The organism is Anaerostipes sp. MSJ-23 (assembly GCF_018918155.1).
Lineage (GTDB): Bacteria > Bacillota > Clostridia > Lachnospirales > Lachnospiraceae > Anaerostipes.
In genome coordinates this window covers 1-25,549 of record NZ_JAHLPY010000025.1, presented here as the reverse complement: position 1 = coordinate 25,549, position 25,549 = coordinate 1, and the positions used below count along the sequence as shown (strand labels likewise).

Genomic DNA, 25,549 nt, shown 5'->3' with positions numbered 1-25,549 from the left:
GGGATAAACGCTGAAGGCATCTAAGCGTGAAGCCCCCCTAAAGATAAGATTTCCCATACCGTAAGGTAGTAAGACCCCTTGAAGACGACGAGGTAGATAGGGCAGAGGTGGAAGTGCGGTAACGCATGGAGCTGACTGTTACTAATCGGTCGAGGCTTTAACCAAAGAAGGTTGTGTGAAAGAAAGATGTTGATAGATCTTGTATGATGTTTTGAAGGTATGTTGAGAGAATAATTATCAAAAAAAGGCAGACATTAATAAAAATGTCTGTTTTATTTTATTATAAGGAAAGGTCGCTTTTCTAGTATTATTTTTCGAGAAATGTGATAGTGGCTGTGTAAAGCTTTAAAAGATTTGTTATTATTGCTATCATTTGATGTGGACAAGAGTTGGAATAAGATCCTTTATGGTGATATTCGCTTTGGAAGTATCCTTCACAAGGTTTGTATGACGATAAGAAAGATTATCTCACATATGATGGTTGTGAAGTTGTTGGTTTTAAAATCAATGGTATAGGTATGAGGCATGGAAATCGTAAGTATAGGTTGTTCTGACTTTTCAAATGGATAGATTAGGAACCTCCTATAATAAGGATTGATTTTCACTTTTTTTAAGAGAGTATTCTTGGAGATATTGGAAGAATATAGACGTTTCTTTGTGATCGACAATTTTAAAGTTATTTTAACTTTTTTTTATATAAATTATAAAACTATAAATGAGCAAGTTTGCGATTTTGCATAAAAGAAAGACACCTTAAATCGATTGTGTTGTATAATGAAAGTGACCAATCAAACATTTACAGCATTCACGAAAGAAGGTGTCTCCTGCATGCAAATACTACACATCATTTGTCATTCATATACAACCAGTTAAAAAGATTAAGCTGGTATGTTTTTGAAAAAATAATCAATACCTTTGCGGAAAGAGGATTTCATACGATTGGTGCTTTAAAAACAAACAGGGTGCTTTATCCATTCGGAATCAAAAAGAAACTCAGTGAGTTCGCCGTACTTCTATCTGTAACACATTCCGATTTTGACCTTGTGACAGTTAAAAGCAAAAATTATTATGTGTACCGGTATGAAGGAAAACTTAATGGTGTTGAAAATGCTGTTGTTCTTTTGAGCTATCCAGAAAAAGCATTCGGAAATCCGAAAGCATTGCGGGCTTTTCTCAGCACTGATGTATCATTGTCAACCGATGAAATCCTGCCCTGTTACGTATGCCGGTGGCAAATCGAAGTATTTTTCCTGCAGTGTAAGGATAAATTGGCACTGGGCAGCTACCAGATACGTTCTGCACAGGGAATCTGACAGTACTAGCTTTGATGTCACTGGCACATTATATATGTGTTACAGGAACTGATGAATTTTGTTCTTTTGAAAACTGATATTACTGGATCAGTGACATTATTTAGCTGGAACAGTATCAATATTTGTTTCAATGCGCAGGAAAAAGCAAAAATTTTGACTTATTTATAATTATAAAAAATATTTTTTTACATAATTTTATTCTATAAAAATAATTTTAAATGACGCTATTAGCGTATATTGTAAAAAATCCTGCGAAGCAGGATTTTTTTGGCAAAATTTTGCTTATTTATAACTTTATAAATTTAATATAAATTCTAATACATTAAAAAACAAATACTCAACATAAAAATAATACCAATCATTCAATAATCGAAGAGTTTATTTAACATTTTAAAAAGTGGTAATTGTACGAATGAAAAAAATTCCAATAACACCAAGAATCGCAGGACGAAGAATTTTATCAGCTCTTTTTGTTAATAAACCAGAACCTATTAAATTTCCAACAATGGAACAAATTCCAGCAACAAATCCAAGAAGAAAATAAACTTTTCCATAAAACAAAAATGTGGACAGGGCAGTTAAATTTGTAACAAGATTAATAAATTTAGTAACACCAGAGGCATCTAAAACATCAAGACCAGCAAAACGAGTCAAACATAAAAGTAAGAAAGTTCCAGTTCCAGGTCCATAAAATCCATCATAAATTCCAATAAAAAGAGCTGATAAAATACTAATTATATAAGTCTTATAAGAAATATTTCTGGCAAAACTACTAAAATCTTTCTTAGAAAATAGAAGATAAACAAATAAAAATGGCAAAAGAATCAAAATAAAAATTTGAATCGTCTTTTCATTTGTAAAAACAGAGAGAGATGCACCTGTAAAAGATCCAATAACAGCTGTTATTGAACAAAAGAGAGCAATTTTCCAATTAATATGACCCATTTTTGCAAAACGAATAGTTGCTGCTGTTGTTCCCATAGAAGAACTTAATTTATTTGTTCCAATAGCCATATGTGGAGGAAGACCTGCCAAAAGATAAACGGGTAATGAAATTAATCCACCGCCGCCTCCAATTGCATCAATCACTCCTGCAAAAAAAACAGCAGGACAAACAAGTAAAAATGTAAGCATAAAATATAAGTTCCTTTCTTTTCATTTGAAGTTCATATTGATTATACAGATGTCTTATTATAAAATCAAATTAATAGAATTGATAATATTATAAATTATTTTTATAGTAACAGGAGAGTTTTATGTTTCAATACATGGATTATATTTATAAAGTCTATCAATGTGGCAGTTTCTCAAAGGCGGCAAAAGAATTATATATGACACAACCAGCATTAAGCATTGCAATAAAAAAAGCAGAAGAAGAAATGGGAACTGTTCTTTTTGAAAGAGGAAAAACGCCAATTTGTTTAACGGAAAGCGGTCGTTATTATATAAAAACTGTTGAAAAAATTTATAAAATGAAAGAAGAATTACAAGATGTTTTCCTAGATATGAAACAATTACAACGTGGTAAAATTACCATTGGTGCTGCAAATATTGTAACAACTTATTTTATGCCAGATATTTTAAAGGTATTTTCTAGGAAATATCCAGAAATTGAGGTTCAAATAAAAGAAGAGTCACTTTATGTTTTAAAAAACATGCTAAAAAAGGAAGAACTGGATCTTATTTTGGATACAGAATGGTATGAGGATGATATTTCCGTCTGCCGTTTGTTTCAAAATTATGTTTTGCTTGCAATTCCAAAAGAATTAATTCAAGATCATAAATTACTATACAAAGGGATGACAGCAAAACAAGTAAAAAATAATGAATTTTTAAAAAAAGAAGCACAAAAGATAACGATGGATGATGTGATCAAAATTCCATTTTTAAGTTTACAACCAAGAAATGAAATTCATCTTCGAAGCCAAATCATTTTTGATTATTATAAAAAAATTCCAAAAGTAAAAATGTCATTTAATCAACAAAATACAGCTTATCGATTTGCAGCACATGGATTTGGTGCAGCATTTGTATCAGATTCTTTAATTAAATGTGCCCCTGAAGAAGAAGGACTTCTTTATTATCAATTTGATTGTCCAATGCCAGAGAGATGGGTTTCTATTGGATACAAAAAAAGAAAATATTTATCGAATGCTTCGAAAGCTTTTATTAAAACAGCGGAAGAAATTCTTAAGTCATCCTATGTGTGAGAAGATATATTGACATCATGTCAGAATTTTTGTAAGATATAAGTGTTGACATAGTGTCAATATAAGTACAAAAATAACAGGAGGAAAGAATATGAGTAAAACATTAGTTGCATATTTTTCAGCAAGTGGAATTACAAGATCTGCAGCAAACAAATTAGCAAAAATTGCAGATGCAGATCTTTATGAAATCAAACCTGTCATCCCATATACGAGTGCAGATTTGGATTGGACTAATAAAAAAAGCAGAAGTAGTGTAGAAATGGAGGATCCTTCTTCACGACCAGAAATTGCAAAACCTCAAGTAAAAATTGACAATTATGATACGATTTTTATAGGATTTCCAATATGGTGGTATGTAGAACCACATATTATTGATACATTTCTAGAAAGTTATGATTTTAAAGGACCACAAAAAAGTTTAAAAGAACATTGCCCAGATGCAAATTGGAAAGATGGGAAATTATTAAACAATGGAAATTTTGAGAACTGGGTAAAACAATTAAATATCTAAAAAATTAAAAAAATTCTTGACTTAAAGTCAAGTTTAACCTATATGATAAGTTTAGCGAACAAAACAAGACTTTAAGGAGGAAAATTCGATGAAGATAATGAATAAGGAAGAATTTGAAAAACAAAATGTATTTGGAACGGGAACAGCAAACACAGCATTTGCACAATATTTTATTGGAAATTCTTTTTTAAATCCTTTAACAAAAGCAGAAGAAGGTATTTTTTTAGCTAATGTAACTTTCGAACCAGGATGCCGTAATAACTGGCATATCCATCATTCAACAAAAGGTGGCGGACAGCTTTTGGTCTGTACAGCAGGTGAAGGATGGTATCAAGAAGAAGGAAAAGAAGCTATTAGTTTAGTGCCTGGAAGTATTATTATGATTCAACCAGAAGTAAAACACTGGCATGGAGCAAAAAAAGACAGTTGGTTTTCTCATATTGCAGTGGAAGTACCAGGAGAAAATTGTTCAAACGAATGGTGTGAACCTGTTTCTGATGAAGAATATGAAGCGTTAGATTAATTAGGAGGTCTCATTATGGCAATAAAACAAACAGCTGGAAGAACACAACTTGGAGAATTTGCACCAGAGTTTGCACATTTTAATGATGATATTCTTTTTGGAGAAAACTGGAATAATGAAGATATTGACCTTAAGACAAGAAGTATCATTACAGTTGTTGCATTAATGGCTCAAGGAATCACTGATTCTTCTTTGAAGTTTCATCTTCAGAATGCAAAAGATCATGGTGTAACCCAGAAAGAAATTGCTGCGATTATCACACACGTAGCATTTTATGCAGGATGGCCAAAAGCATGGGCTGTATTTAATCTTTCAAAAGAAGTATGGACAGAAGAAAACGAATAAAATAAAAAATGTTTACAAATAATATCATTATCAAGGAAAGAAAGGAATCAGGATAATGGTATTAAAAGAAAAAGAACGTACTACAATTGAAGATTTAAAAACTCAGGAGAAAAGCTGTATTGAAAAATATGAAAGATATGCGGCTCAGGCAAAAGATCCAGAATTAAAAAATCTGTTTCAGACATTACAGCAGGAAGAACAACAACACTATGATTCTTTAGATCAAGTATTAAATGGCACTGTTCCACAATGTAATTGTAATGATTCAGCAGGACAAAAGTATGAACCAAAAGCAACATATTCGTCGATCAGCTCTGAGGAAGATAAACAAAATGATGCATTTCTTGCAACGGATTGTATTGGGACAGAAAAATTAGTATCTGGAGAATATAACTCAGAAGTATTTGCGTTTGAAGACAGCCAAGTACGAAAGCTTTTAGCTGATATTCAGGTGGAAGAACAAAATCATGCAGAAATGCTTTATAAGTATAAAATGGTAAATCATATGAACTAAAAAGAATGAAAGTCATAAGATCTCATCTTATGGCTTTTTTTGTTTAAAATTTGTTTAAAAAAGAATCCTTTTTCTTTATTTTTTACTGTTATATTAAAAATTAGAAAAAAATAAAGGAGAAAGAACAATGGAAATTTTTAAAGCAATAATTTTTGGAATTGTTGAAGGAGTTACAGAATGGCTTCCGGTCAGTAGTACAGGCCATATGCTCATTCTAGATGAATTTATAAAACTCTCAGTATCAGAAGAATTTAAAAATATTTTTTTTGGTAGTCATTCAATTAGGAGCAATTTTAGCAGTTTTAATACAATTTTTTAACCAATTATGTCCAATTCAGAAAAAAGAGCATACAATATCTCTTAGAAAAGATAAAATAATCTTATGGGAAAAAATCATACTATCATGTCTTCCAGCCGCAGTTATTGGAATCTTATTTGACCATCTGTTTGAAAAATGGTTTTATCATGCATTTCCAGTAGCAATGGCATTAATTATATTTGGTATTGCGTTTCTTGTAATTGAATTCAAACAAAAGGGGGAAAAACCAAAAATTACTGCTATCAATGATCTTACATTTTCTATGGCATTTATGATAGGAATCTTTCAATTAATTGCTGCTATTTTCCCAGGAACATCAAGATCTGGAGCAACAATTGTAGGTGCACTGTTACTTGGTGTTTCAAGAACTGTAGCGTCTGAATTTACGTTTTATCTTGCGGTTCCAGTAATGTTTGGAGCTAGCCTTTTAAAAATTTTACAATATGGATTAAATTTTACAAAAATGGAATGGGTTCTTCTTGGAACTGGAATGTTAACCGCTTTTTTGGTTTCTATGTTTGTTATTAAAAAGTTTATGAAATATGTAAAACAACATAATTTTGTTATCTTTGGATGGTATCGAATTTTACTTGGATTTTGTATTATTTTACTTAATATGTATCAAACTGCTGTTACAGACAATCGCATAAATGAGTTTGTTTTCAAGGCGGTGCTTCATGTACTCGTCTACGCATACATGGAGCTGGCCGCAATCGTCATAGAGCGTCCGGGTACAGAGCTTGTTTATGTAACCGTTGTAATACTGCAAGACCTGTTCCACGGCCCCGGCGTCACCGGCGCGGGCCGCCTCGATCACTGCAAGGGGCAAAGGCTCCTTATATCTGGCCTGCTTCATTCTGCAATACCTCCCGTCAGTCTTGTTCTCATGGTTTCCAGCGTCTTAGTCCTGTGCCGCTGGACGGCGCTGCGGGACATTCCCACCACCGCGCCGATCTCGCCGTCCGTCAGTTCCAGGACACAATGCAGTATCAAGATGCTTTGTCCCGGCTGGGGCAAGCTGGCAAAGGCAGCGGCCACCAGCCCGTCGCTGATCTGAAGCTCACAGCCATAGGTCGGAAATATAAAACTGTCGCTGGGGTACTGATTTATCGTGCATAGCGTGTCCAGTTCCGAAAGCGGCAGCGTTTCAAAGGATGTTTCCCAGCCACGCTGACGCTTCCTTTCCCGGAAGTAGTCAACGGCTTCATGGTACAGTACCAGCTTGCAAAAATGGTCAAACTGGCAGCGCCTCCCGTAATCATCAGGGGTAACTTTCATCTTCTCACCCCCTTTCCGTGGGGAGTGAGCAGGATGATCCTGTCCGTTGTCAGGGGCCTATGCTGGCCCTGGTCTGCTGACCGCCTCCTTTTCCATCTGATTTTTTGCCGGAAATGACAATCCGCGAAAATCGACAAAAATCGCCCGGCAGGTCGTAAACCTACCGGGCGACGATTTGAAGCGTTTTGTTGTTTTCTTACATGGTATAGTTCATACTCATAGCCGGAATATTCCCGTGGCGGGGCAAGGCTTTTTTTAAGCGGTAGAAGTGGATTAGATTATAATGATAGTAAAACAGCATGGCGGCGTCCTCCCGTGGGCCGCCATGCCTTTAACTGCTGGGAATGACAGAAAGAAAGCAGCGGCCTTGATTTCTCAAAACCGCCACCAGTGAATATAAATTAAGCGTGAAAATGGGTCTGCCCAGCAGCGGTTTTTTTCTTTTCTGCCGCTGGGCAGATGTTTTTTCTTTAGATACATGATAAGAGGAATTTTTGAAGATTCCATAAAGATTTGAAAAATGGACGGACATAAAAGACGTCCATTACACTATCGGAAAATCAGCAAGGAAGTTTCATAGTAACCTTTGCGCCGCCGGTTTCTTTTGAATTTTCTAAAATAAGCTGACCATTATGTTGTTCCATAATCGAATTTGTAATATATAGACCCATACCAAAGTGTAACTTTGAATTGCGGCTTTGATCGCCCATATAGAACCGTTCCTGTGCGTGGCATAATGCCTCTTTAGAAAACCCCGTTCCCTCGTCTGTGACTGAAATTTCCACGAAACCGTTGTTACTCTGAACATCCACATAAAGCGTTCCGCCTTGCGGGGAGTAGTCCAGCCCATTACTGATAACATTCATAATAGCACGTTCTATCAGCACCCTATCAAATTTCAGCATTTGAGGGAGTGAAACAGTATTCATTTGCAGCCGGATTTCTTTTGTCCGGCATAGTGATTCCATATAACCGAACAAGTGCTGCATGAACGCTGGCAAGTCTATACTTTCAATATGGAGCTGATAACCAACCGCCGCCCGTGATATATCAATCAGGGTTTGAATATATGACTGCATCTGGCCGGAGCTTTCCACGACGTAACCAGCGTATAATCGTTGCTCATCATCAAGATTTGTTTCTGTGAGTAAATCAGCATTTCCTTGAATAACCGTCAGAGGCGTTTTCAAATCATGGGCAAGCGCGGCGATTTGCTCTTTCTGTGTCTGTTCGGTTTTCCATTGCCGTTCTAACGAAATTTTCAGATTATCTTTCATATCTGAAAAAGATGCAAGGACATCTTCAAACTCTTTGATTTTGGCGTGTCCTACTTCAAAATCAAGGTTTTGCTTTGAAACCTCCGCAGTTGCTTCAAAAAGCGGGGTCAGTTGTGTACGCAGGTTCTTAGCAAATCTGGCGGTCAGTATGATAATGACCAGCAGCGAATTTACAGCCATCAGGATAAACGCAAGCGTGTCAGGAGATGGAAAATATTCCGGTAGCCATGACACTGTAAATTGAGAACCAATATAATACCTTAAAACGCAAAATTCGTTTTCCCGGACAACAAGTGCAAACTGCCTCCCCGTAGCATATTCAATATATTCTCCCTTTGCGTACAGCAGGGCAATTTCTTTTTCATCATCGTCCATATTGCTGTAAAGCTCATTAAAGTTCTTGTCCAGAATTAAGTAGCCGCATCCCTGTGGAATCACAACCTTTGTAATATCCGGGGCAATCGTCAGCGTTGGAATGATCTCTTTTACCTGCAATTCACTTAGATTTGCTCTTGTAGCTAATCCAGCATTTACAGCAAGTCCCTCCAAACCAAAAGGGACAATAATTGCCGCTACCAGCATGACAATGAGGGAGATAGCAAACTGGCGAAACAATATTTTCAATGTAGGTTTCTTTTTCACTCCCATTTATATCCTATCCCCCATACGGTGCTGATCGGACTTATTTTGAAATGCTCCAATTTCGCACGAATATTTTTTATATGCGTTGAGATCGTAGAGTTATCGCCTATTCCATCAAACCCGAAAACGGCTTCATAGATTTGTTCTTTTGTAAAAACCTGTCCCCGGTTTTTCGCAAGGTATTCACAGATTGAATACTCGCTTTTGGTAAGGGGAACCGGCTGTTCTGAAACATACAGTACCTTTGCGGAAAGGTCAAATCTTATATCAGGCTCAAATGAAAGTGTGCTGTGATGCTCCCTTTTTTCTCTGCGTAAATGTGCCGCGACACGGGCGCGAAGCTCCTGAATACGAAAAGGTTTCGTAATATAATCATCCGCACCGATGCCCAATCCAAACAATATATCTTCCTCTAATGTCTTTGCGGTCAGAAAGAGAATCGGGCAGTCTACCATATTCCTGATCTGTTTGCAAAACTCAAACCCGTCTGTGCCAGGCATCATCACATCCAAAAGAATGAGGTCATAGAAATGCAGCTTTTTGATGTCTACATCATCCGCATTTTGACAGACTGTTATCAAATATCCATCTTTCCCCAAACTGTTCTTAATCAATTCCAAGATAGAAACTTCATCGTCAACTACAAGTAAGTGGGTCAAAAAATCACCTCCCGCCCCATTATACCACATTGTCGAGGTTACTCATCATTATTTTTAATGTCAGCTTTCCGATATTCATTGTTGATATTTACAGCTACGGCATTGCTTATATCCACATCCACAATACTGTAAACATAGCCGAAACTGAAATCTTCCCCCGCCACATTTTTGAAGCGTTTCGATACCTGCCCGATTTCTTCTTGCAGTTCTGACATTTCAAGACATTCATCCGTTATGGTATATGTCAGGCCGTTATATGAAATTTCATCATAGTTTGCGGCGTTCAGCTCATAATACGGCAGAGATTCATTTAACGCCTTATTTTTATCGGCGGTATCGCGGAGCGCACCGCAGGCCGATAAGCATATAAGACTTACAAGCACAATTACCACGGCAAACAGGCACTTTTTATTCACTGTTTTTACCTCCCTCCCAACCATGAAACCAAACCAAACTGGCAATCAGCAGACAAACAGTGCAGCATACAGAAATAATCATACCGCTGAAAAAATCGGTTTTTACCTGTGCATACAGTTGGGGGCTATCCCATGCAAGCACAGTGTAATCCATAGCACGAACGCCCCAGGCCCAGGGAATATATTTCCATGTAGCGTCACCAAGCCCTGTTATCATAAGGGCAGCTATTAAACTCCCTGCAATTCCCAATCCCATAGATGCACCTTTTCCGAAGCTCATTCCCACAAACAAATGAATCAGGTAAATGGGAAGCATGGTAATCAACAATAGAATCCCTGCTTTCAGGTAAAGGCTTGCCGGAGCATCCCTATATAGTGCAGCGAATGTTCCTAACGCTAAAAATGTTGCGCCAAAAGCACAGATCATCAGAAAACCAAGTTTACCAATATACGTTGCCATGCGAGATGGGATTGTTCCCAACAAAAGCTGATAATGCCCGGCCTGATTTTCGATCTGAACAACCAGGCCCACAATAATGCCGATCAGAAACGGGAACGCAACGGCCAGCACTTCCAGATAAGCACTGATTTTGGTTGCCAGTTCCCATCTGGATATATGATAGTAACCCGCAAAAATCGCCGCACATATAATCGGAATCATGCTGTGCATATAGAGCAAAATGCTATGTTTACACTTCTGATATTCTGCTTTCCAGCAGCGAACCACAGATACCATAGTTACCCCACCTCCTTTTTCTCAAACCATCTTGCAGTTAAAAATGACAGCGCCGCAAACCAGGCCAGCGAAATGACCAATACAAGTATAATCATCCAAAATGCCATTGCCGTACTCTGATCTGCAACCGGCTCACCATTAGGCAAAATACCTAACACGGAAATCATAAGATGCGGCACCCAGCTATACGGGCAGATCATCCACAAAGAGGTTGTAACCGTGAAAATCCCTAAAACGCTTCCAAGTCCGGCATTAAGAATAACCGTGACAAAGATACCAACTTTTTTTGATAACCATAAGCACAGCGGAACTTCCCATAGGCTTGCAATGACAATACAAGCTGTTCCGGCCGCAGCCTGCCAAATTCCGATTGTCAGGGGAATTTCGTTGATAACTAATATTGCAAAACCGCCCAACAGATTTAGCGCCAAGAAAATGAAATTTCCCACACAGGAGTAAATACCGGCCACTCCAATTTTTGCTTTCCAGACTTTGTTCTGCGAAACAGGCAATGAAGCAACGGCACGATATTTTAGTTTGCCATTATCCCGCTGTTCAATCAAGGCACAGGTGAGCGTAAGGAATCCAGGATAAAGCAGGATATACCACCAATTATAAGAATTGAGCTGGAACCAAAGAGGGGCAAAAAAGTTCATAAGCGCAGTTACAAACGGGGCCAGAACGATCAGCGTTTTTGTGAAAGTTCTCTTATGCTTTAGGTTCTCTGCCTGAATATATGCCATCTCCATTTAATATCCCTCCTTACCATTTCTGCGAATAACATCCATAAAGAGTTGTTCCAAATCTTCACCGGCGCGAAGCTCTCCCTCATATCCAAGGACGCCGCCAGCAATGATACCCACATGATCTGCAATCTGCTGGACTTCTGACAGAATATGGCTGGACAAAATAACTGTAATCCCTTTGCAGGGAAAAGAGCGAATTAACTCTCGAAGTTCCTCAATCCCTAAAGGGTCAAGGCCGTTAGTCGGTTCATCCAGAATCAAAAGCTGGGGACTGTTCAGCAATGCAATAGCAATACCAAGCCGCTGCTTCATACCAAGAGAAAACTGCCCGGCCCGTTTCTTGCCGGTATTCGTGAGCTGGACAATTTGCAATACCTCGTTAATTCGTGCATCGTCCAGGCCGAGCAATGTAGTTCTGACTTTGAGATTTTCGTATGCAGTCAGATTTTCGTAAAGCGGGGGCATCTCAATCAAAGCACCGATATGCTCCAGATCATTCCGCTTCCACGGGTGGCCGTCAAACTCGATGCTTCCCGATGTGGGGCGCAAAATGCCGGTGAGCATTTTTAAGATCGTGGATTTGCCAGCCCCATTCGGCCCCAGCAGACCATAAACCGAGTTGCGCCGGATGTTCAGTGACACATTGTTTACCGCCATTTGCCCCTTGAAATTTTTGCAGAGGTCAGTCGTTTTCAAAATCATATCCATATAATCAAGTCCTTTCTTTGATTTTACGGATAGCATACCGGGCAATTTTGAAGATTTCATAAAGATTCCCGAAAACAGAATATGAACAATACACCGTAACCGTGGAGCATATCGCAACAAAGCACCAACCTACGCATTTAGGGCCTTAAAAAGCCCTATATTTCAAGGTTTTTCCCGCATAGTCGGCGGGGTATGTGAGTGTTTTATCCTATCCCTGCCATAGTGACGCTCTAAATGCGTAGAATTTACCAGCAGAAAATCGCCGGTTTCTCTGGCTCCATACTCCCAGATATGGTATCATGGAAAAAATCAATCTGACGGGGGTATCAGGATGGACGGACAAGAAAAGCTGCTGGACTATGAAACAATCAAAGCCGCCGTTGCCGGTGAGAAGTGGGCCACAGAAAAGGTGCTGGCCCACTATGCGGACTACATCGACGAGCTTTCCACGGTGGAGATCAGGCAGCCGGGCGGCAAAGTGAAAAAAGTCATTGACGAGGATATGCGGCAGCACATTTCCTTAAAGCTGCTGGAAGCGTTGCCGAGCTTCCCGCTGGAACAAGAATAACGATCAAGAGTGCTGCACCCTCTTACGCCGCTTTGCGGCTATCACCTGCACACCCCCGAAACAGGTACACCCGCTGCGCGTCTGTACCTGTTTCGGGGGCTAATAATGACTGTAACCTACGCCTTTCGGGGCTGATAACCGCCAGTTTCAAGGCTTCTCCCGCACGTTTGCAGAGGTGGGCGAATACTTTAATCCTATCCCCGTCAATACTGGGTTCTAAATGCGTAGGAACAGGCAAAAAGAAAATTTATCTTTTGAATATGATGTTGCTGGAATTGTAGAACACCGAAGAGAAGAATTTTCTTCGAAATTTCAAAAATGCATAATTACAGGTGTCGTCCTTTGTATTTTGAGTATTGTCCCTCTTATGGTTGCAGTAGCGTTGGAATATGGGGATCTAAGTTATATTTACGGCATCGTTCTTTTATTAATTTTTGTTTCTATTGGCGTGTTTTTCTTTGTATGGTCAGGCATAATCAAGGATAGTTATGATAAATTATTGGAAGAAGGCGAATATACAAGAGAGAAAAAGCTAAAAAATAGGCAAAGTGAAGATTTTTCAAAAGTTTACTGGTGTACAATAACTGCGATTTATCTTGGTTTTAGTTTTTTAACTTCTCGTTGGGAAATTACATGGATTTTATGGCCATGTGCCGGGGTCCTTTATGCGGCTTTATGCGCAATCTTATCAATGAAAAAGAATAAAAATTTATAGAATGATCTAAATCTAGGTTTAAAATAATTGTTTTTCCAAAAAAATCATATATACCACAGATAGTATTCTATGTTAAAATGAAAAAATAAAGAAATATATGTGGAAGGAAAGTTACATATGAAAAAATTTTTAAAGGAATTTAAAGAATTTGCACTTCGTGGAAATGTTATGGATATGGCAGTCGGTGTATTAATCGGCGGTGCTTTTTCCGGAATTGTCACTTCATTGACAACGAACTTTATTCAGCCGATTATTAAATTTTGTATGACAGGAAAAACATATACAATGGAACAAATTTCTGGTTATGCATCTTCTTTTGGTTCTGCTGTTGTTAACTTTATCATTATGGCATTTATTTTATTTTGTTTGTTAAAAGGAATTAATAAATTAATGTCCTTTGGAAAATCGGAAGAACCCAAAGCGCCAACAACGAAAGTATGTCCTTATTGTATGAGTGAGATTAATATTAAGGCAACTAGATGTCCTCATTGTACATCGAAACAACCAGAAGGAACAGAGTAGGAAAAAACTAAATGAATCCCAAGATCGATAGGAAAGATCTTGGGATTCGTTTGCAGGTAACTAAGAGAAGCACCTGAATCTTATTCACGCTGCTGGACTTAAATGTGGTACTCGAAACCTGGTAAAAACAGAGATTTTTATCGAAGAATGATTAAATAACTTTCTGGTTTCTGGGTGATTTTTTCTTCTTTTAAAATCGTGAAATGTTGCTTTTTACACAAAGAGCGTACATATTCACGATTTCTTGTATACATAATAATTGTTCCTTCTGGAAGTAATAAACGCCGAGCCATTGGAAAAAACTGTTCGTAGATCTCATAAATTTCTTTTTCAGTCTTTTGTCCTGTTGCATAAGGCATTTCTGTAAAAATTTCATCAAATGCATATTCATGTGTAAATTCAAAACAATTTTTATTAACAAAATGTATGATTTGACTTGCAAGTTCTGTATTTATCTTAGCTTTTTCAATTGCAACATCAGAATGATCAATACCATAAGAAGTATTTCCCTTTATTACTTTTTGGCGTTCAATCAACATAGTACCGACTCCACAGAAAGGATCAAGAATTTGGGCATCAGCAATCATATATTCTTTTGCAAGTTGTACAAGTAGTGCAGCATTTACTGGCTTAATACTTGTTGGTATATATTCCTTTCTATAATCAAAACGATGATCCGGAATCGTATAAAGTTTTACTAGAAAATGGTAATTTCCAGATTTTCCTTCAATCAATCGGATTTCTAATTCATAATGAGAAGTCGAATTTTGTAATTTTCTCTTAGAAGCGTGTTCAATAGCAGAAGAAAGTTTCTTTGTAAATCGGCTTCGTTCACTAAGCGACATTGTATTTTTTATACCAAGGCGGAAGTAAAAAGGAAAATCCCCTTTATGATTTTTAGACAATATAGGAAGTAATGCAGAAGAAACAATCGTTTTGGCAATCGTATCGATGTCAGGGATTGATGCATTCATACCAGGAATTTGTAAGAGTAGTTCTCCAAAAGTACGAATAGAAAATAATTTTTCTAAAGTATTTGTAGCAACTTGTACCCCAAGTTTGGATGTCTTTGTTTGTTCGCTTTCTATTTGTTGTGCAGTAATTTCTGGATAGAGTGGATTGGTTCTTAAAATACAATGAAATGTTGTCTGTTCATTTTCATGGAAAATATGGGCAAGCATTTGTTCTGAATCAGCAATTAAATCAGAAAGATTATGAAGTTCCTCCTCTAAATGTTTTTTTTCATTGTCTGCCATTTTCATAGACCAAAGTTCTTTTTGTCGTTCTTTTAAATAAGGAAGATCTTCAGAAACGTCATAGTTTTTTAAGGCAGATAGGTAAGATGGGCGTACAAACAATGTCTGTTCTTCTTTATAAGCCTTTATTAAAGCATCTTTATAAGCTGGGTAAGCAATTAATCCAATAAGTAATGCAGCATTTTTTCTTGTTTTGGCATCATCATTTAATAAAAAAGTAGTAAGATCAATACTTCCATCTTCAATCCAGTCAATGAATGTCTCACGCTGTGTACAATCTTTTAATTCCTGACGAAGATTACTTAGTGTTTGACGGACTTCAATTCCGTTTTTTAATCTTAGGCATAAGTTACGAATCATATGATAAAAAACTCCTTGTGATTTTTTTATTTTCTTAAAAAAGATTATACCATATCTGAAAAGAAAACATAATATTACAATTTCATTTGCAATAGATTCTTTTGATAATTTTTAGGAGAGAATCCATATTTTTCTCGAAAAATCTTTCCAAAATAACTTTGACTTTGAAATCCGCATTGTTCTGATATTTCCGCTATGGATAAGTTATGATCAGAAAGAAGTTGCGCAGCTTGCGATAATTGGTATTCAGATACATATTCCATTGGAGATTTTCCAACAACATTTTTAAAACATCGAAAGCATTCACTACGACTAATATTTGCTATTTTACAAAGATCTGCAATTGTAATTTTCTGATTATAATGAGTATAAATATAAGAAAGCATTTGTCTGGCTCGTTGTTCTTGAAGTTTTTCATTAAAATGGCTAGAGGTAGAAACTGGAATGTTTGAGCTCTTTTGTAGCAGAGCATTCCATATACGGTATACTAGTTCCAAACTTTGAATTTCATATCCAAGACTATGAGAATCTAAATCATAAAATCTTTTTAAAGCATCTAAAAAAACATAGTCTTCTTTGTTATCTTTAAAAAAACATAAACTAGATAGGGGTAACTGCATAATTGGAAGAACATTTTTTTTATAAATAATCTCAGATAAGTGGAAATTAAAAAAATTAGCAGGGATGACAAAACCAAACATAATCGCACCAGATGATAATTGTTTGGCGTGGTGAAGGGACTTTGCGTTAATAAAAATTCCATCGCCTTCTTGTAAAAGGTAAGGATGATTATCTTTATAGGAAGAATATGTTTGGAATTCAACACTCCCTTTTAAAATAAGATTAAATTCAAATTCATCATGCCAGTGTGCATTGATTTCTCCATTTAAAAACTCATCATAAACATCTTGATATAGAAAAATAGGAAAAGAATAGTTTTGATAATGAATTTTTTCAAAAAGATTTTTACTAACCGCAACTGTTTTCTTTCCCATTTTTTTCTCCTTTCGATTTTGGGATGATTTTTATAAAATATTGGACAATATTCTCTTTTTATCTTTTAAATATGGTCTTATAATTATAAGCATTATATTTTGAAAAGTCAAAAGAGAAAGGAAATGAATCTATGGAAAAAGTAAAAGATATGACGAAAGGATCTTCCACAAAATTAATTTTAAATTTTGCCCTTCCATTGATTTTGGCAAATTTGGGGCAGCAACTTTATATGGTTATCGATGCCATGATTGTAGGACGAGGTGTTGGAGTAAAGGCGCTTGCTGCTGTTGGAGCAACAGATTGGACTTATTGGCTTGTTTTATGGGTGATTCAAGCATTAACGCAGGGATTTTCTACTTGTATTGCTCAATACTTTGGTGAAAAAAATCTAAAAGATTTGAAATGCTCTATTGCTATATCAGTGGAACTTTGTATTGGATTTGGTATTTTGCTTATAATTCTTGGAGTGTCTATGGCATCACCAATGTTAAAACTACTAGATACTCCACAAAATATTTATCAAGGAGCCTGTTCTTATCTTATAACAATGTTTTCTGGCACGATGATTGTTATGGCTTTTAATATGGCAGCCTCCATTTTAAGAGCCCTTGGGAATGGAAGAACTCCAATGATTGCGATGGCTATTGCAGCAATCCTTAATATTTTGCTAGATCTTTTGCTTGTTATTGTTTGTAATCTTGGAATTATAGGAGCTGCCGTTGCTACATTAATTGCACAGTTAGTTGCATTTTTATATTGTTTTATTGCTTTAAGTAAAATTTCTATGATTCGTTTAAAACGAAAGGATTGGAAGTGGAAACCAGTTGTAGTAAAAAAGCTCTGTAATATGGGACTTCCTCTTGGATTGCAACATGTAATGATTGCTGTTGGGGGAATGATTTTGCAATCAACAATTAATGAACAAGGTTTCTTATTTGTTGCTGGGTTTACGGCAACAAATAAAGTATATGGGCTTTTGGAAAGTTCTGCAGTTGCTCTTGGTTATGCAGTAACAACCTATACAGCACAAAATTATGGAGCAGGATTAAAAAAAAGAATTTGTCAGGGGATAAAAAGTTCTGTCATCATTGGAATTTTAATGTCTATTTGTATTTCAGCATTTATGATCATTTTTGGAAAGCACATTCTTAGTTTATTTATTTCCGCTTCTGATTATGGAGCAGAGGATGCATTAAAAATTGCATATCATTTGTTGTTCATTATGAGCAGCTTATTAAGCTCTTTGTATCTTTTACATATTTTTCGAAACCTTTTACAAGGAATGGGAAATGCAATTGCGCCTATGGTATCAGGGCTTGTAGAGTTCTTTATGAGAGTCCTTATTGCAACAATTTTTATAAAAATAGCAGGGCAGCCAATTCTTTTTTTTGCAGAGACAAGTGCATGGATTGGGGCAGCTCTTGTTTCAATCATTGCAGCAATATGGAAATTGAAAACATATCAAACATCTTAAAAATAAAAAAAAATTGATGGTTTATATTTTCATATAGATTTTTTCTTTTTGGGTGTTTTATGATAGAATAAAAAAAGAAGAAACCAAAGGAGAAAAATTTATGCCAGTATTTGATTTTAGTAACACACCAGATGAAAAAAAAGAGCCTGTAACATGTACTTATTCAATTTTTTATTCGAATGAAGATCATGCATCTCCACAAAAACCAATTCTTATTTTAGATAATAAAGCAAGAAAATGGAACCATCATTCTTGTGGCCTATTTAGTAATCAAAAAAAACAGACAACTTTTGAATTTGAAGAAGAAGATGGAACGATCTGTGTTAATATCTTAAAAGTAGATGCAAGATTTATAAGCCTTTTAAAATGGCTGGGCGAAAATCACATTCATGTACGCCTATCAGGTGAAAATGTAGAAGAAGGATATGGTGTCTATAAAATTAGAGAAATTGCATTTGGTGGAGGAACAAAATTATCAGCAGAAGATGGATTTCTACAGTTTATGATGGAACGTCTGTTCCAAAGTCATGCACCAAAAGAAGGTCAGAGCGATCAGATAGAGGAAGAAGACGGAGATGATATGAAACTTACGAGTCTTCAAAGCATTACTGATTTCATGACTTGTGCAGGAAGAACACTTCCAGATAATATTCGGGTATGGGCCAGAAGAAATCTTGCAGTTGCTCGTTCTCATGAAGTGTCTCAAGAAGAAAGAAGACATGCACAAAGGGCATTATCGATTATGATGAATGTACAATGGAAGAGTGATTATTTTCAAGCAATTGATCCAGAAGAAGCGAGAAAAATTTTGGATGAAGAGCTTTATGGAATGGAACGTGTCAAACAAAGAATCATTGAAACAATCATTCAAATTAATCGTACCCACACACTTCCTGCTTATGGATTGTTACTTGTTGGTCCTGCAGGAACTGGAAAATCACAAATCGCTTATGCAGTGGCCCGTATTTTAAAGCTTCCATGGACAACGCTGGACATGAGTTCAATCAATGATCCGGAACAGTTAACGGGAAGTTCTCGTATTTATGCAAATGCAAAACCTGGAATTATTATGGAAGCTTTTTCTATGGCTGGAGAATCTAACCTGGTTTTCATTATCAATGAGCTTGATAAAGCAGCTTCAGGAAAAGGAAATGGAAATCCTGCAGATGTATTGCTTACGTTACTTGATAATCTTGGATTTACAGATAATTATATGGAATGTATGATTCCAACATTTGGAGTTTATCCAATTGCGACAGCCAATGATAAAGAGCAGATCAGTGCCCCATTGATGTCTCGATTTGCTGTGATTGATATCCCAGACTATACACCAGAAGAGAAAAAAGCAATTTTTTCTAAATTCTCTCTTCCAAAAGTATTAAAGCGTATGGGACTTCGAAAAGAAGAATGTATTATGACAGAAGATGCTTTAGATGCTGTTGTTGAAATGTATTCGAATACAACTGGAATTAGGGATTTGGAGCAAGCAGCAGAGCATATTGCTGCCAATGCACTTTACCAAATTGAAGTAAACCATGTAGAGCAAGTAACATTTGACTCATCTATGGTAAGACAGTTACTTTTATAGTAACAAGACAAGATAGGAAACTTGTTTTTTGTAAAATAATGTTATATAATGACAGTTGCAAAATCACTGAAAGATTCAAAAACAAAAGGGAGCTTGTTTGACAGGCTGAGAGGAAGGTGATACCTTCGACCGTAGAACCTGATTTGGATAATGCCAACGTAGGGAAACGTAAAAAATCGTCGATATACGGAAAGCTGCTAAATCGTGTAGCTTTCCGTTTTTTTGCCTAATCAAATTTCTATATACGACGATAGAACAAAAATTTCTATGATTTTGAGCGGTAGATCGGGGGCACCACTTTGTATCGCTTTATAAAAATAATGCATGAAAAGAAAGGGAGGAAAAAATTATGAGAACAGCATTATCAATCGCTGGTAGTGATTCCAGTGGAGGCGCCGGAATTCAGGCTGATTTAAAAACAATGACAATGAATGGAGTTTTCGCTATGAGTGCGATTACTGCTTTGACAGCTCAGAATACAACCGGCGTTACAGGAATTTTGGAGGCAGATCCTAAATTCTTACAAAAACAAATAGATGCAGTCTTTGAGGATATTCGTCCAGATGCAGTAAAAATTGGAATGGTTTCCTCTACAGGACTGATTGAAACAATTGCAGATAGGCTGAAATTTTATGAAGCAAAAAATATTGTTGTGGATCCGGTTATGGTAGCAACTAGTGGATCAAGACTTTTAGAAGTAGATGCTGTGGAAACATTAAAAGAAAAATTGCTTCCGATCGCAACAGTGATTACACCCAATATTCCAGAAGCAGAAATTCTTTCAAATATGAAAATTCATAATGAGGAAGAAATGATTGCCGCAGCAAAAAAGATTTATAAGAATCTTGGATGTGCAGTTTTATTAAAAGGTGGCCATAATATTAATGATGCGAATGATTTATTATATTCTGGTGATCAGATAAAATGGTTTAAGGGAAAAAGAATTGATAATCCAAATACACATGGAACAGGATGTACTTTATCAAGTGCTATTGCAGCAAATCTTGCGAAAGGATTTGATCTTGAAACTTCTGTAAAACGTGCAAAGGATTATATTTCGCGGGCTTTAGCAGATATGCTTGATCTTGGAAAAGGAAGCGGACCGATGAATCATGCTTTTGACTTAAAAGATGAATGGAAGGAGGAAGCATAAATATGGAAAATCGAAAAACTTCTATTTTTGAAAACAGTTTAATCTGGTTTGGAGCTGGTGTTTCCTTAGCTGAAATATTAACTGGAACTTATTTTGCTTCTCTTGGATTTCAAAAAGGGCTTTTGGCCATTTTTATTGGACATGTAATTGGATGTGCTATGATGTTTTTTGCTGGATTTATTGGCGGAAAAACAAGAAGAAGTGCAATGGAAACAGTAAAAATGAGTTTTGGACAAAAAGGTGCTCTCTTTTTTGCAATTTTAAATATTTTACAGTTGGTTGGTTGGACTGCTATTATGATTTATGATGGAGCATTGGCAGCAGGTGGTATCTTCCATATCGGAAACTGGATTTGGTGTCTTGTCATTGGAATTTTAATTATTATATGGATCTTCATTGGAATTGAAAATCTTGGGAAAATTAATACAGTGGCAATGGCTGCACTATTTATTCTTACATTAGTTTTAAGTTATATTATTTTTGGTCATGGTACATTAAAAGCCATTCCTAACGATGGATTAACCTTTGGAGCAGCAGTGGAGCTTGCTGTTGCAATGCCGCTGTCATGGCTTCCATTAATTAGTGACTATACAAGAGAAGCAAAAGAACCAACGAAAGCAACATTTTCAAGCGTTGTTGTATATGGACTTGTTAGTTGCTGGATGTATATCATTGGTATGGGAATTTCTATTTTTACTGGAGAATCTGATATCGCACAAATTATGGTAAAAGCAGGTCTTGGAGTTGCAGGTCTGTTAATTATCGTATTTTCAACTGTTACAACAACATTCTTAGATGCATGGTCTGCAGGTATTTCTAGTGAATCTCTTTCTAAGAATTTTCGGGGAAAATGGTTTGCCATTGCAGCAACCGTTATTGGAACCATTGGAGCCATTGTTTACCCAATGGATGATATTACAGACTTCCTATATTTAATAGGTTCCGTGTTTGCACCAATGATTGCTGTTCAAATCGCAGATTTCTTTATTTTACATCAGGACTTTTCAAGAAAATCTGTATGTATTCAGAATTTAGTTGTGTGGCTGATTGGATTTGTTGTTTATCGCTGGCTAATGGGAATTGACACAATTCTTGGAAATACACTTCCGGATATGATTATTACGATTGTAGTTAGCGTTTTAGCAAGCTTATTGTTTGGAAAAACAAAAAAATAATGCAGTTATCTTTTGATAAAGCAGCTTTCACTTTTTTGTGAAGGCTGCTTTTCTTTTAAAAAATACTTTCCTTTTTTTGAGGGTTAGATTATACTAACTATATAATTAAAAAATATATGAATTTTATGGAAAGGAAAAATTATGTTCTTACATATTTCAAATTTAAAGAAAAGTTTTGGAACTGGAGATAATTGCACAGAAGTATTAAAAGGAATTCATTTTGAAGCTGAACGCGGAGAAATCTGTGTTCTTCTTGGCCCATCTGGTTCCGGTAAATCTACATTATTAAATATTATAGGTGGAATCGATCATGCAGATAGCGGAAATATTTCCATTAATGGAGAAAAAATGGAAGAAATGAATGAAAAAAATCTAACAATTTACCGAAGAAAACATCTGGGCTATATTTTTCAGATGTATAATCTGATTCCAAACCTTACAGTAAAGGAAAATATTGAAGTTGGGGCTTATTTAAGTAAAAAACCACTTGAAATCGCTCCATTATTAAAAACTTTAGGATTATATGAACATAAAGATAAGTTTCCAAGTCAATTGTCTGGCGGACAACAGCAGCGAACAGCAATTGGACGTGCAATTGTGAAAAATCCAGATATTTTATTATGTGATGAACCAACGGGAGCATTGGATTATCAAACATCAAAAGAAATTTTAACATTAATCGAAGATATTAATTTAAAATTTCATAATACAGTTCTTATGGTAACACATAACGATGCATTAAAAGCCATGGCAGATCGTGTCATTCGTTTAAGGGATGGAAGTATTTTGGAAGATTATAAAAATGAAAAACGAATTCGTGCGATGGAATTAGAATGGTAGGTGAATATAATGAAAAATCCATTATATAAACGTCTTTTTAGAGAATTAAAAAGTGATTTTGGAAAGTATATTGCCATTTTTTTATTTTTAATGTTGACTATTGGATTTGTTTCTGGTGCTCTTGTAGCAGGAAGTAGTATGATTACAACCTATAATGAGACCTTTCATAAGTATCAGATCGAAGATGGAAATTTTGAACTTTCTCAAAAAGTAGATCAGAAATTAATCAATCGGCTTGAAAAAGAAAAACTAACGATTTATAACAATTTTTATAAAGAAAAATCATCGATAAATAATAGTACTATAAGAATTTTTGAAAATAGAGAAAAAATAAATAAAGTATGTCTAATGGATGGAAAAATGCCTAAAAAAGTCAACGAAATTGGAATCGATCGCATGTATGCGCAAAATAATAAAATTTCAATTAGAGATAACATTAAAGTAGGTGGAAAAACATTAAAAGTTACTGGTTTGATTGCTTTGCCCGATTATAGTGCTTTATTTTCTAATAATAATGATAGCATGTTTGATGCAGTAAAATTTGGAACTGCAATTATGACCAAAGAGGGATTTTGTCAATGGTCTGGGAAAACGCATTATAGTTATTCCTGGATATATGATAAAACACCATCTAGTGAAACAGGAAAGAAAAAGCGTTCTGATAAGTTTTTAAAAGTACTTGTACAGCATGCAGTCGTAGAAAATTATATTCCGGAATATGCAAATCAGGCAATTCATTTTACTGGAGATGATCTTGGTGGAGATCGTAGTATGTACATTGTATTGTTGTATATCTTAATCGTGATTATTGCGTTTATGTTTGCAGTAACAACAAATAATACGATATCGAAAGAATCCGGGGTCATAGGAACATTGAGAGCTTCTGGATATACAAAGGGTGAAATTATTCGCCATTACATGTTGTTGCCAACAATGCTTACGGTCTTTGCCGGTATTTTGGGCAATATAACAGGTTATACATTTTTTAAAAATTTTATTGCTAATCTTTATTACTCTAGTTATAGTTTAACGACTTACCATACACGGTGGAATGGAAATGCATTTATTTTAACGACAGTAATTCCATTTTTTATTGTTTTGGCTATTAATTATTTAACGATACGAAGAAAAATGTCTTTGTCACCTATTCGCTTTTTAAGACACGATCTTTCAAATCATCGAAAGCAAAAAGCAGTTCCACTGCCAAGATTTAAATTTTTCACAAGATTTCGAATAAGAATTATGCTCCAGAATCTTCCTGGATATTTAACGCTTTTGATTGGCGTATGTTTTGCAAATGTTCTTTTACTTTTTGGAATGATGATGACACCTCTTCTTAACCACTATAAAGAAGAAATTTTAAAAAATCAAATGGCTGCTTATCAATATATTTTAAAGGCACCAATAAAAACAAATAATAAAAAAGCAGAGAAATATGCAGTAACATCGTTGCAGACAACATTTCAACAATATGATTCAGAGGAAATTTCCATTTATGGAATTACGTCCAAGAGTCGTTATGTAAAAAATTCTCCAAAAAAGAATGAAGTTGAGATTAGCGATGGTTTTGCAGATAAATACAATATTAAAAAGGGGGATATAATTACTTTAAAAGAAAAATATAAAAATAAAGAATATCATTTAAAAGTGACAAAAATAAGAAATTATCCAGCATCTCTTTGTGTATTTATGAATCTTAAAAAGTTTAATCAAACATTTGATCAAAAAAAAGGATATTATAATGGATGGTTTTCTAATAAAAAAATCAAAGATATTGATGAACAGTGGATTCAAACAACAATTACAAAAAGTACGTTGACAAAAACAACAAGACAATTAGAACATTCTATGGGAAGCGTTTTCTATTTATTTCATGTTGTTTCGGCGGCACTCTATATGATTTTGTTTTTTGTTCTTGCGAAAGTAGTTTTGGAGAAAAATATATTATCCATTTCTATGGTAAAAATCCTTGGATATGAAAATAAAGAAATTCGTCGTTTATATTTACGTGCAACCGCTATAGCAGTTGCTATATCAATGATAGTTACAATACCAACCTCTTATGTAATTATGAAAGCAATTTATATTCCAATGATGAGAAATGCTTTTGCCGGATGGCTTACTTTTTATGTAAAACCATCGATTTATCCACAGATGTTTCTTCTTGGAATGATTTGTTATTTTGTTATTGAATTTGTTTTATACCATAAAATGAAAAAAATACCAATGACAGATGCCTTAAAAAATGTAGAATAAGCTTTAGATAAATAATAAATTATAAGGAATTCCTGCTATGTGAGAGAAATTACAGGCAGGAATTTTTTTACATATAAAAGTCCTGTTTTACAGAATTTTTTCTTGTAGAATAGGAAATAGTGTTTTACTTCGCTATAATAAGGGTGTGCATTTTTTGTAAAAAAAACTTCTTTTTCTTTTATCTTATGGAAAGATACATTCTGCGTTAAGATGTAATTGTCAAAAGGAACAGAACAAAAAACAAAGACATTTTGCCGGCAAAGTCTTTTGAGGTTTTCAAAGAAAAAGGAGTTTTATATTATGAAGAAATGTTGTGATATAACATAGTTGTAACACCTCGACCTAATAAGATATAATCTTAGGAGGAAACGAGGTATGTTACAAATGAGTAAACACTATGAACCAGAATTCAAAAAGAAGATTGTACGTCTTCATCTTGAAGAGGGACG

The 25,549-nt window shown here is 35.5% G+C and carries 23 protein-coding genes, 1 rRNA gene, 2 pseudogenes and 1 riboswitch; of the genes and pseudogenes, 17 read left to right on the top strand and 9 right to left on the bottom strand.

Annotation, left to right across the window (positions count from 1 at the left end):
- Both KQI71_RS12020 and KQI71_RS12015 read left to right on the top strand, forming a co-directional pair.
- Positions 1-165, top strand: a 23S ribosomal RNA gene (locus KQI71_RS12020); the annotation flags it as partial.
- A 599-nt stretch (positions 166-764) separates the two neighbouring features.
- Positions 765-1,313: a hypothetical protein gene (locus KQI71_RS12015; RefSeq protein ID WP_216436361.1), complete on the top strand. Its 549-nt coding sequence runs from the start codon at positions 765-767 to the stop codon at positions 1,311-1,313.
- A 390-nt stretch (positions 1,314-1,703) separates the two neighbouring features.
- Here the strand turns inward: KQI71_RS12015 and KQI71_RS12010 are convergent, their stop codons facing one another.
- Positions 1,704-2,447 carry a sulfite exporter TauE/SafE family protein gene (locus KQI71_RS12010; protein WP_216436360.1) on the bottom strand — a complete coding sequence of 248 codons (744 nt, stop codon included), beginning with the start codon at positions 2,445-2,447 and terminating at the stop codon, positions 1,704-1,706.
- Positions 2,448-2,569: 122 nt separating this feature from the next.
- On the opposite strand from KQI71_RS12010, the gene KQI71_RS12005 reads away from it, so the two are divergent.
- The 6 genes and pseudogenes from KQI71_RS12005 to KQI71_RS11980 all read left to right on the top strand — a co-directional run.
- Positions 2,570-3,523, top strand: coding sequence for a LysR family transcriptional regulator (locus KQI71_RS12005; protein ID WP_216436359.1), 954 nt, complete (start codon positions 2,570-2,572; stop codon positions 3,521-3,523).
- A 91-nt stretch (positions 3,524-3,614) separates the two neighbouring features.
- Positions 3,615-4,034, top strand: coding sequence for a flavodoxin (locus KQI71_RS12000; protein WP_216436358.1), 420 nt, complete (start codon positions 3,615-3,617; stop codon positions 4,032-4,034).
- 88 nt (positions 4,035-4,122) lie between these two features.
- Positions 4,123-4,557 (top strand): cupin domain-containing protein, encoded by a 435-nt coding sequence (locus KQI71_RS11995; protein WP_216436357.1) that lies wholly within the window; start codon positions 4,123-4,125, stop codon positions 4,555-4,557.
- Between the two features lie 12 nt (positions 4,558-4,569).
- Positions 4,570-4,884, top strand: a pseudogene (locus KQI71_RS11990) (carboxymuconolactone decarboxylase family protein); the annotation flags it as partial.
- A 73-nt stretch (positions 4,885-4,957) separates the two neighbouring features.
- Positions 4,958-5,416 (top strand): ferritin-like domain-containing protein, encoded by a 459-nt coding sequence (locus KQI71_RS11985; RefSeq protein ID WP_216436356.1) that lies wholly within the window; start codon positions 4,958-4,960, stop codon positions 5,414-5,416.
- Between the two features lie 127 nt (positions 5,417-5,543).
- Positions 5,544-6,345 (top strand): annotated as a pseudogene (locus tag KQI71_RS11980) (undecaprenyl-diphosphate phosphatase); the annotation flags it as partial.
- A gap of 1,228 nt (positions 6,346-7,573) precedes the next feature.
- On the opposite strand, the gene KQI71_RS11970 reads toward KQI71_RS11980, so the two are convergent.
- From KQI71_RS11970 to KQI71_RS11945, 6 genes are read right to left on the bottom strand one after another with little or no spacing between them, the layout of a single operon-like run.
- Positions 7,574-8,938: a sensor histidine kinase gene (locus KQI71_RS11970; RefSeq protein WP_055059697.1), complete on the bottom strand. Its 1,365-nt coding sequence runs from the start codon at positions 8,936-8,938 to the stop codon at positions 7,574-7,576.
- Positions 8,929-9,591, bottom strand: coding sequence for a response regulator transcription factor (locus tag KQI71_RS11965; RefSeq protein ID WP_055056575.1), 663 nt, complete (start codon positions 9,589-9,591; stop codon positions 8,929-8,931). The genes KQI71_RS11970 and KQI71_RS11965 overlap by 10 nt, the downstream gene beginning before the upstream one ends.
- 38 nt (positions 9,592-9,629) lie before the next feature.
- On the bottom strand, positions 9,630-10,007 hold the full coding sequence (locus tag KQI71_RS11960; protein ID WP_025580194.1) for a NisI/SpaI family lantibiotic immunity lipoprotein: 378 nt from the start codon (positions 10,005-10,007) through the stop codon (positions 9,630-9,632).
- Entirely contained in the window at positions 10,000-10,743 is a 744-nt protein-coding gene (locus KQI71_RS11955) for a lantibiotic immunity ABC transporter MutG family permease subunit (RefSeq protein ID WP_025580193.1), read from the bottom strand. The genes KQI71_RS11960 and KQI71_RS11955 overlap by 8 nt, the downstream gene beginning before the upstream one ends.
- 2 nt (positions 10,744-10,745) lie before the next feature.
- A complete protein-coding gene (locus KQI71_RS11950) occupies positions 10,746-11,492 on the bottom strand; it encodes a lantibiotic immunity ABC transporter MutE/EpiE family permease subunit (protein ID WP_216436355.1) in 747 nt (248 codons plus the stop codon).
- Positions 11,493-12,197, bottom strand: a complete 705-nt coding sequence (locus tag KQI71_RS11945) for a lantibiotic protection ABC transporter ATP-binding protein (protein WP_025580190.1) — start codon at positions 12,195-12,197, stop codon at positions 11,493-11,495.
- Positions 12,198-12,528: 331 nt separating this feature from the next.
- Between KQI71_RS11945 and KQI71_RS11940 the strand changes: the two genes are divergently transcribed.
- The 3 genes from KQI71_RS11940 (at position 12,529) to mscL (ending at position 14,002) form a co-directional block, all read left to right on the top strand.
- Positions 12,529-12,765 (top strand): helix-turn-helix domain-containing protein, encoded by a 237-nt coding sequence (locus tag KQI71_RS11940; RefSeq protein WP_118064609.1) that lies wholly within the window; start codon positions 12,529-12,531, stop codon positions 12,763-12,765.
- A 220-nt stretch (positions 12,766-12,985) separates the two neighbouring features.
- Entirely contained in the window at positions 12,986-13,480 is a 495-nt protein-coding gene (locus KQI71_RS11935; RefSeq protein WP_216436354.1) for a hypothetical protein, read from the top strand.
- A 117-nt stretch (positions 13,481-13,597) separates the two neighbouring features.
- A complete protein-coding gene (gene mscL / locus KQI71_RS11930) occupies positions 13,598-14,002 on the top strand; it encodes a large conductance mechanosensitive channel protein MscL (protein WP_216436353.1) in 405 nt (134 codons plus the stop codon).
- Between the two features lie 137 nt (positions 14,003-14,139).
- On the opposite strand, the gene KQI71_RS11925 is transcribed toward mscL, so the two are convergent.
- Together KQI71_RS11925 and KQI71_RS11920 are read right to left on the bottom strand one after the other, a co-directional pair.
- The gene (locus KQI71_RS11925) at positions 14,140-15,618 is read right to left on the bottom strand and encodes a TRM11 family SAM-dependent methyltransferase (protein ID WP_216436352.1); all 1,479 of its coding nucleotides are present in this window, start codon (positions 15,616-15,618) and stop codon (positions 14,140-14,142) included.
- 74 nt (positions 15,619-15,692) lie between these two features.
- The gene (locus tag KQI71_RS11920; protein WP_216436351.1) at positions 15,693-16,613 is read right to left on the bottom strand and encodes an AraC family transcriptional regulator; all 921 of its coding nucleotides are present in this window, start codon (positions 16,611-16,613) and stop codon (positions 15,693-15,695) included.
- 131 nt (positions 16,614-16,744) lie between these two features.
- Here KQI71_RS11920 and KQI71_RS11915 point away from each other — a divergent pair, with 131 nt between their 5' ends.
- From KQI71_RS11915 to KQI71_RS11890, 6 genes are all read left to right on the top strand, one after another.
- Positions 16,745-18,088 (top strand): MATE family efflux transporter, encoded by a 1,344-nt coding sequence (locus KQI71_RS11915; protein ID WP_253288092.1) that lies wholly within the window; start codon positions 16,745-16,747, stop codon positions 18,086-18,088.
- Between the two features lie 100 nt (positions 18,089-18,188).
- A complete protein-coding gene (locus tag KQI71_RS11910) occupies positions 18,189-19,676 on the top strand; it encodes an AAA family ATPase (protein ID WP_216436350.1) in 1,488 nt (495 codons plus the stop codon).
- Between the two features lie 75 nt (positions 19,677-19,751).
- Positions 19,752-19,859: riboswitch (TPP riboswitch) on the top strand.
- A gap of 166 nt (positions 19,860-20,025) precedes the next feature.
- Positions 20,026-20,829: a bifunctional hydroxymethylpyrimidine kinase/phosphomethylpyrimidine kinase gene (gene thiD, locus KQI71_RS11905; protein ID WP_216436349.1), complete on the top strand. Its 804-nt coding sequence runs from the start codon at positions 20,026-20,028 to the stop codon at positions 20,827-20,829.
- Between the two features lie 2 nt (positions 20,830-20,831).
- On the top strand, positions 20,832-22,004 hold the full coding sequence (cytX, locus tag KQI71_RS11900; RefSeq protein WP_216436348.1) for a putative hydroxymethylpyrimidine transporter CytX: 1,173 nt from the start codon (positions 20,832-20,834) through the stop codon (positions 22,002-22,004).
- A gap of 141 nt (positions 22,005-22,145) precedes the next feature.
- Positions 22,146-22,844, top strand: coding sequence for an ABC transporter ATP-binding protein (locus KQI71_RS11895; protein WP_216436347.1), 699 nt, complete (start codon positions 22,146-22,148; stop codon positions 22,842-22,844).
- A gap of 9 nt (positions 22,845-22,853) precedes the next feature.
- Positions 22,854-25,100, top strand: coding sequence for an ABC transporter permease (locus KQI71_RS11890; RefSeq protein ID WP_216436346.1), 2,247 nt, complete (start codon positions 22,854-22,856; stop codon positions 25,098-25,100).
- Positions 25,101-25,549 lie beyond the last annotated feature (449 nt).

Coding starts and splice junctions, on each gene's coding strand:
- KQI71_RS12010 (WP_216436360.1), bottom strand. CDS start 2,447: ATGCTTACATTTTTACTTGTTTGTCCTGCTGTTTTTTTTGCAGGAGTG.
- KQI71_RS12005 (WP_216436359.1), top strand. CDS start 2,570: ATGTTTCAATACATGGATTATATTTATAAAGTCTATCAATGTGGCAGT.
- KQI71_RS12000 (WP_216436358.1), top strand. CDS start 3,615: ATGAGTAAAACATTAGTTGCATATTTTTCAGCAAGTGGAATTACAAGA.
- KQI71_RS11995 (WP_216436357.1), top strand. CDS start 4,123: ATGAAGATAATGAATAAGGAAGAATTTGAAAAACAAAATGTATTTGGA.
- KQI71_RS11985 (WP_216436356.1), top strand. CDS start 4,958: ATGGTATTAAAAGAAAAAGAACGTACTACAATTGAAGATTTAAAAACT.
- KQI71_RS11970 (WP_055059697.1), bottom strand. CDS start 8,938: ATGGGAGTGAAAAAGAAACCTACATTGAAAATATTGTTTCGCCAGTTT.
- KQI71_RS11955 (WP_025580193.1), bottom strand. CDS start 10,743: ATGGTATCTGTGGTTCGCTGCTGGAAAGCAGAATATCAGAAGTGTAAA.
- KQI71_RS11950 (WP_216436355.1), bottom strand. CDS start 11,492: ATGGAGATGGCATATATTCAGGCAGAGAACCTAAAGCATAAGAGAACT.
- KQI71_RS11945 (WP_025580190.1), bottom strand. CDS start 12,197: ATGGATATGATTTTGAAAACGACTGACCTCTGCAAAAATTTCAAGGGG.
- KQI71_RS11940 (WP_118064609.1), top strand. CDS start 12,529: ATGGACGGACAAGAAAAGCTGCTGGACTATGAAACAATCAAAGCCGCC.
- KQI71_RS11935 (WP_216436354.1), top strand. CDS start 12,986: ATGCGTAGGAACAGGCAAAAAGAAAATTTATCTTTTGAATATGATGTT.
- mscL (WP_216436353.1), top strand. CDS start 13,598: ATGAAAAAATTTTTAAAGGAATTTAAAGAATTTGCACTTCGTGGAAAT.
- KQI71_RS11925 (WP_216436352.1), bottom strand. CDS start 15,618: ATGATTCGTAACTTATGCCTAAGATTAAAAAACGGAATTGAAGTCCGT.
- KQI71_RS11920 (WP_216436351.1), bottom strand. CDS start 16,613: ATGGGAAAGAAAACAGTTGCGGTTAGTAAAAATCTTTTTGAAAAAATT.
- KQI71_RS11915 (WP_253288092.1), top strand. CDS start 16,745: ATGGAAAAAGTAAAAGATATGACGAAAGGATCTTCCACAAAATTAATT.
- KQI71_RS11910 (WP_216436350.1), top strand. CDS start 18,189: ATGCCAGTATTTGATTTTAGTAACACACCAGATGAAAAAAAAGAGCCT.
- thiD (WP_216436349.1), top strand. CDS start 20,026: ATGAGAACAGCATTATCAATCGCTGGTAGTGATTCCAGTGGAGGCGCC.
- cytX (WP_216436348.1), top strand. CDS start 20,832: ATGGAAAATCGAAAAACTTCTATTTTTGAAAACAGTTTAATCTGGTTT.
- KQI71_RS11895 (WP_216436347.1), top strand. CDS start 22,146: ATGTTCTTACATATTTCAAATTTAAAGAAAAGTTTTGGAACTGGAGAT.
- KQI71_RS11890 (WP_216436346.1), top strand. CDS start 22,854: ATGAAAAATCCATTATATAAACGTCTTTTTAGAGAATTAAAAAGTGAT.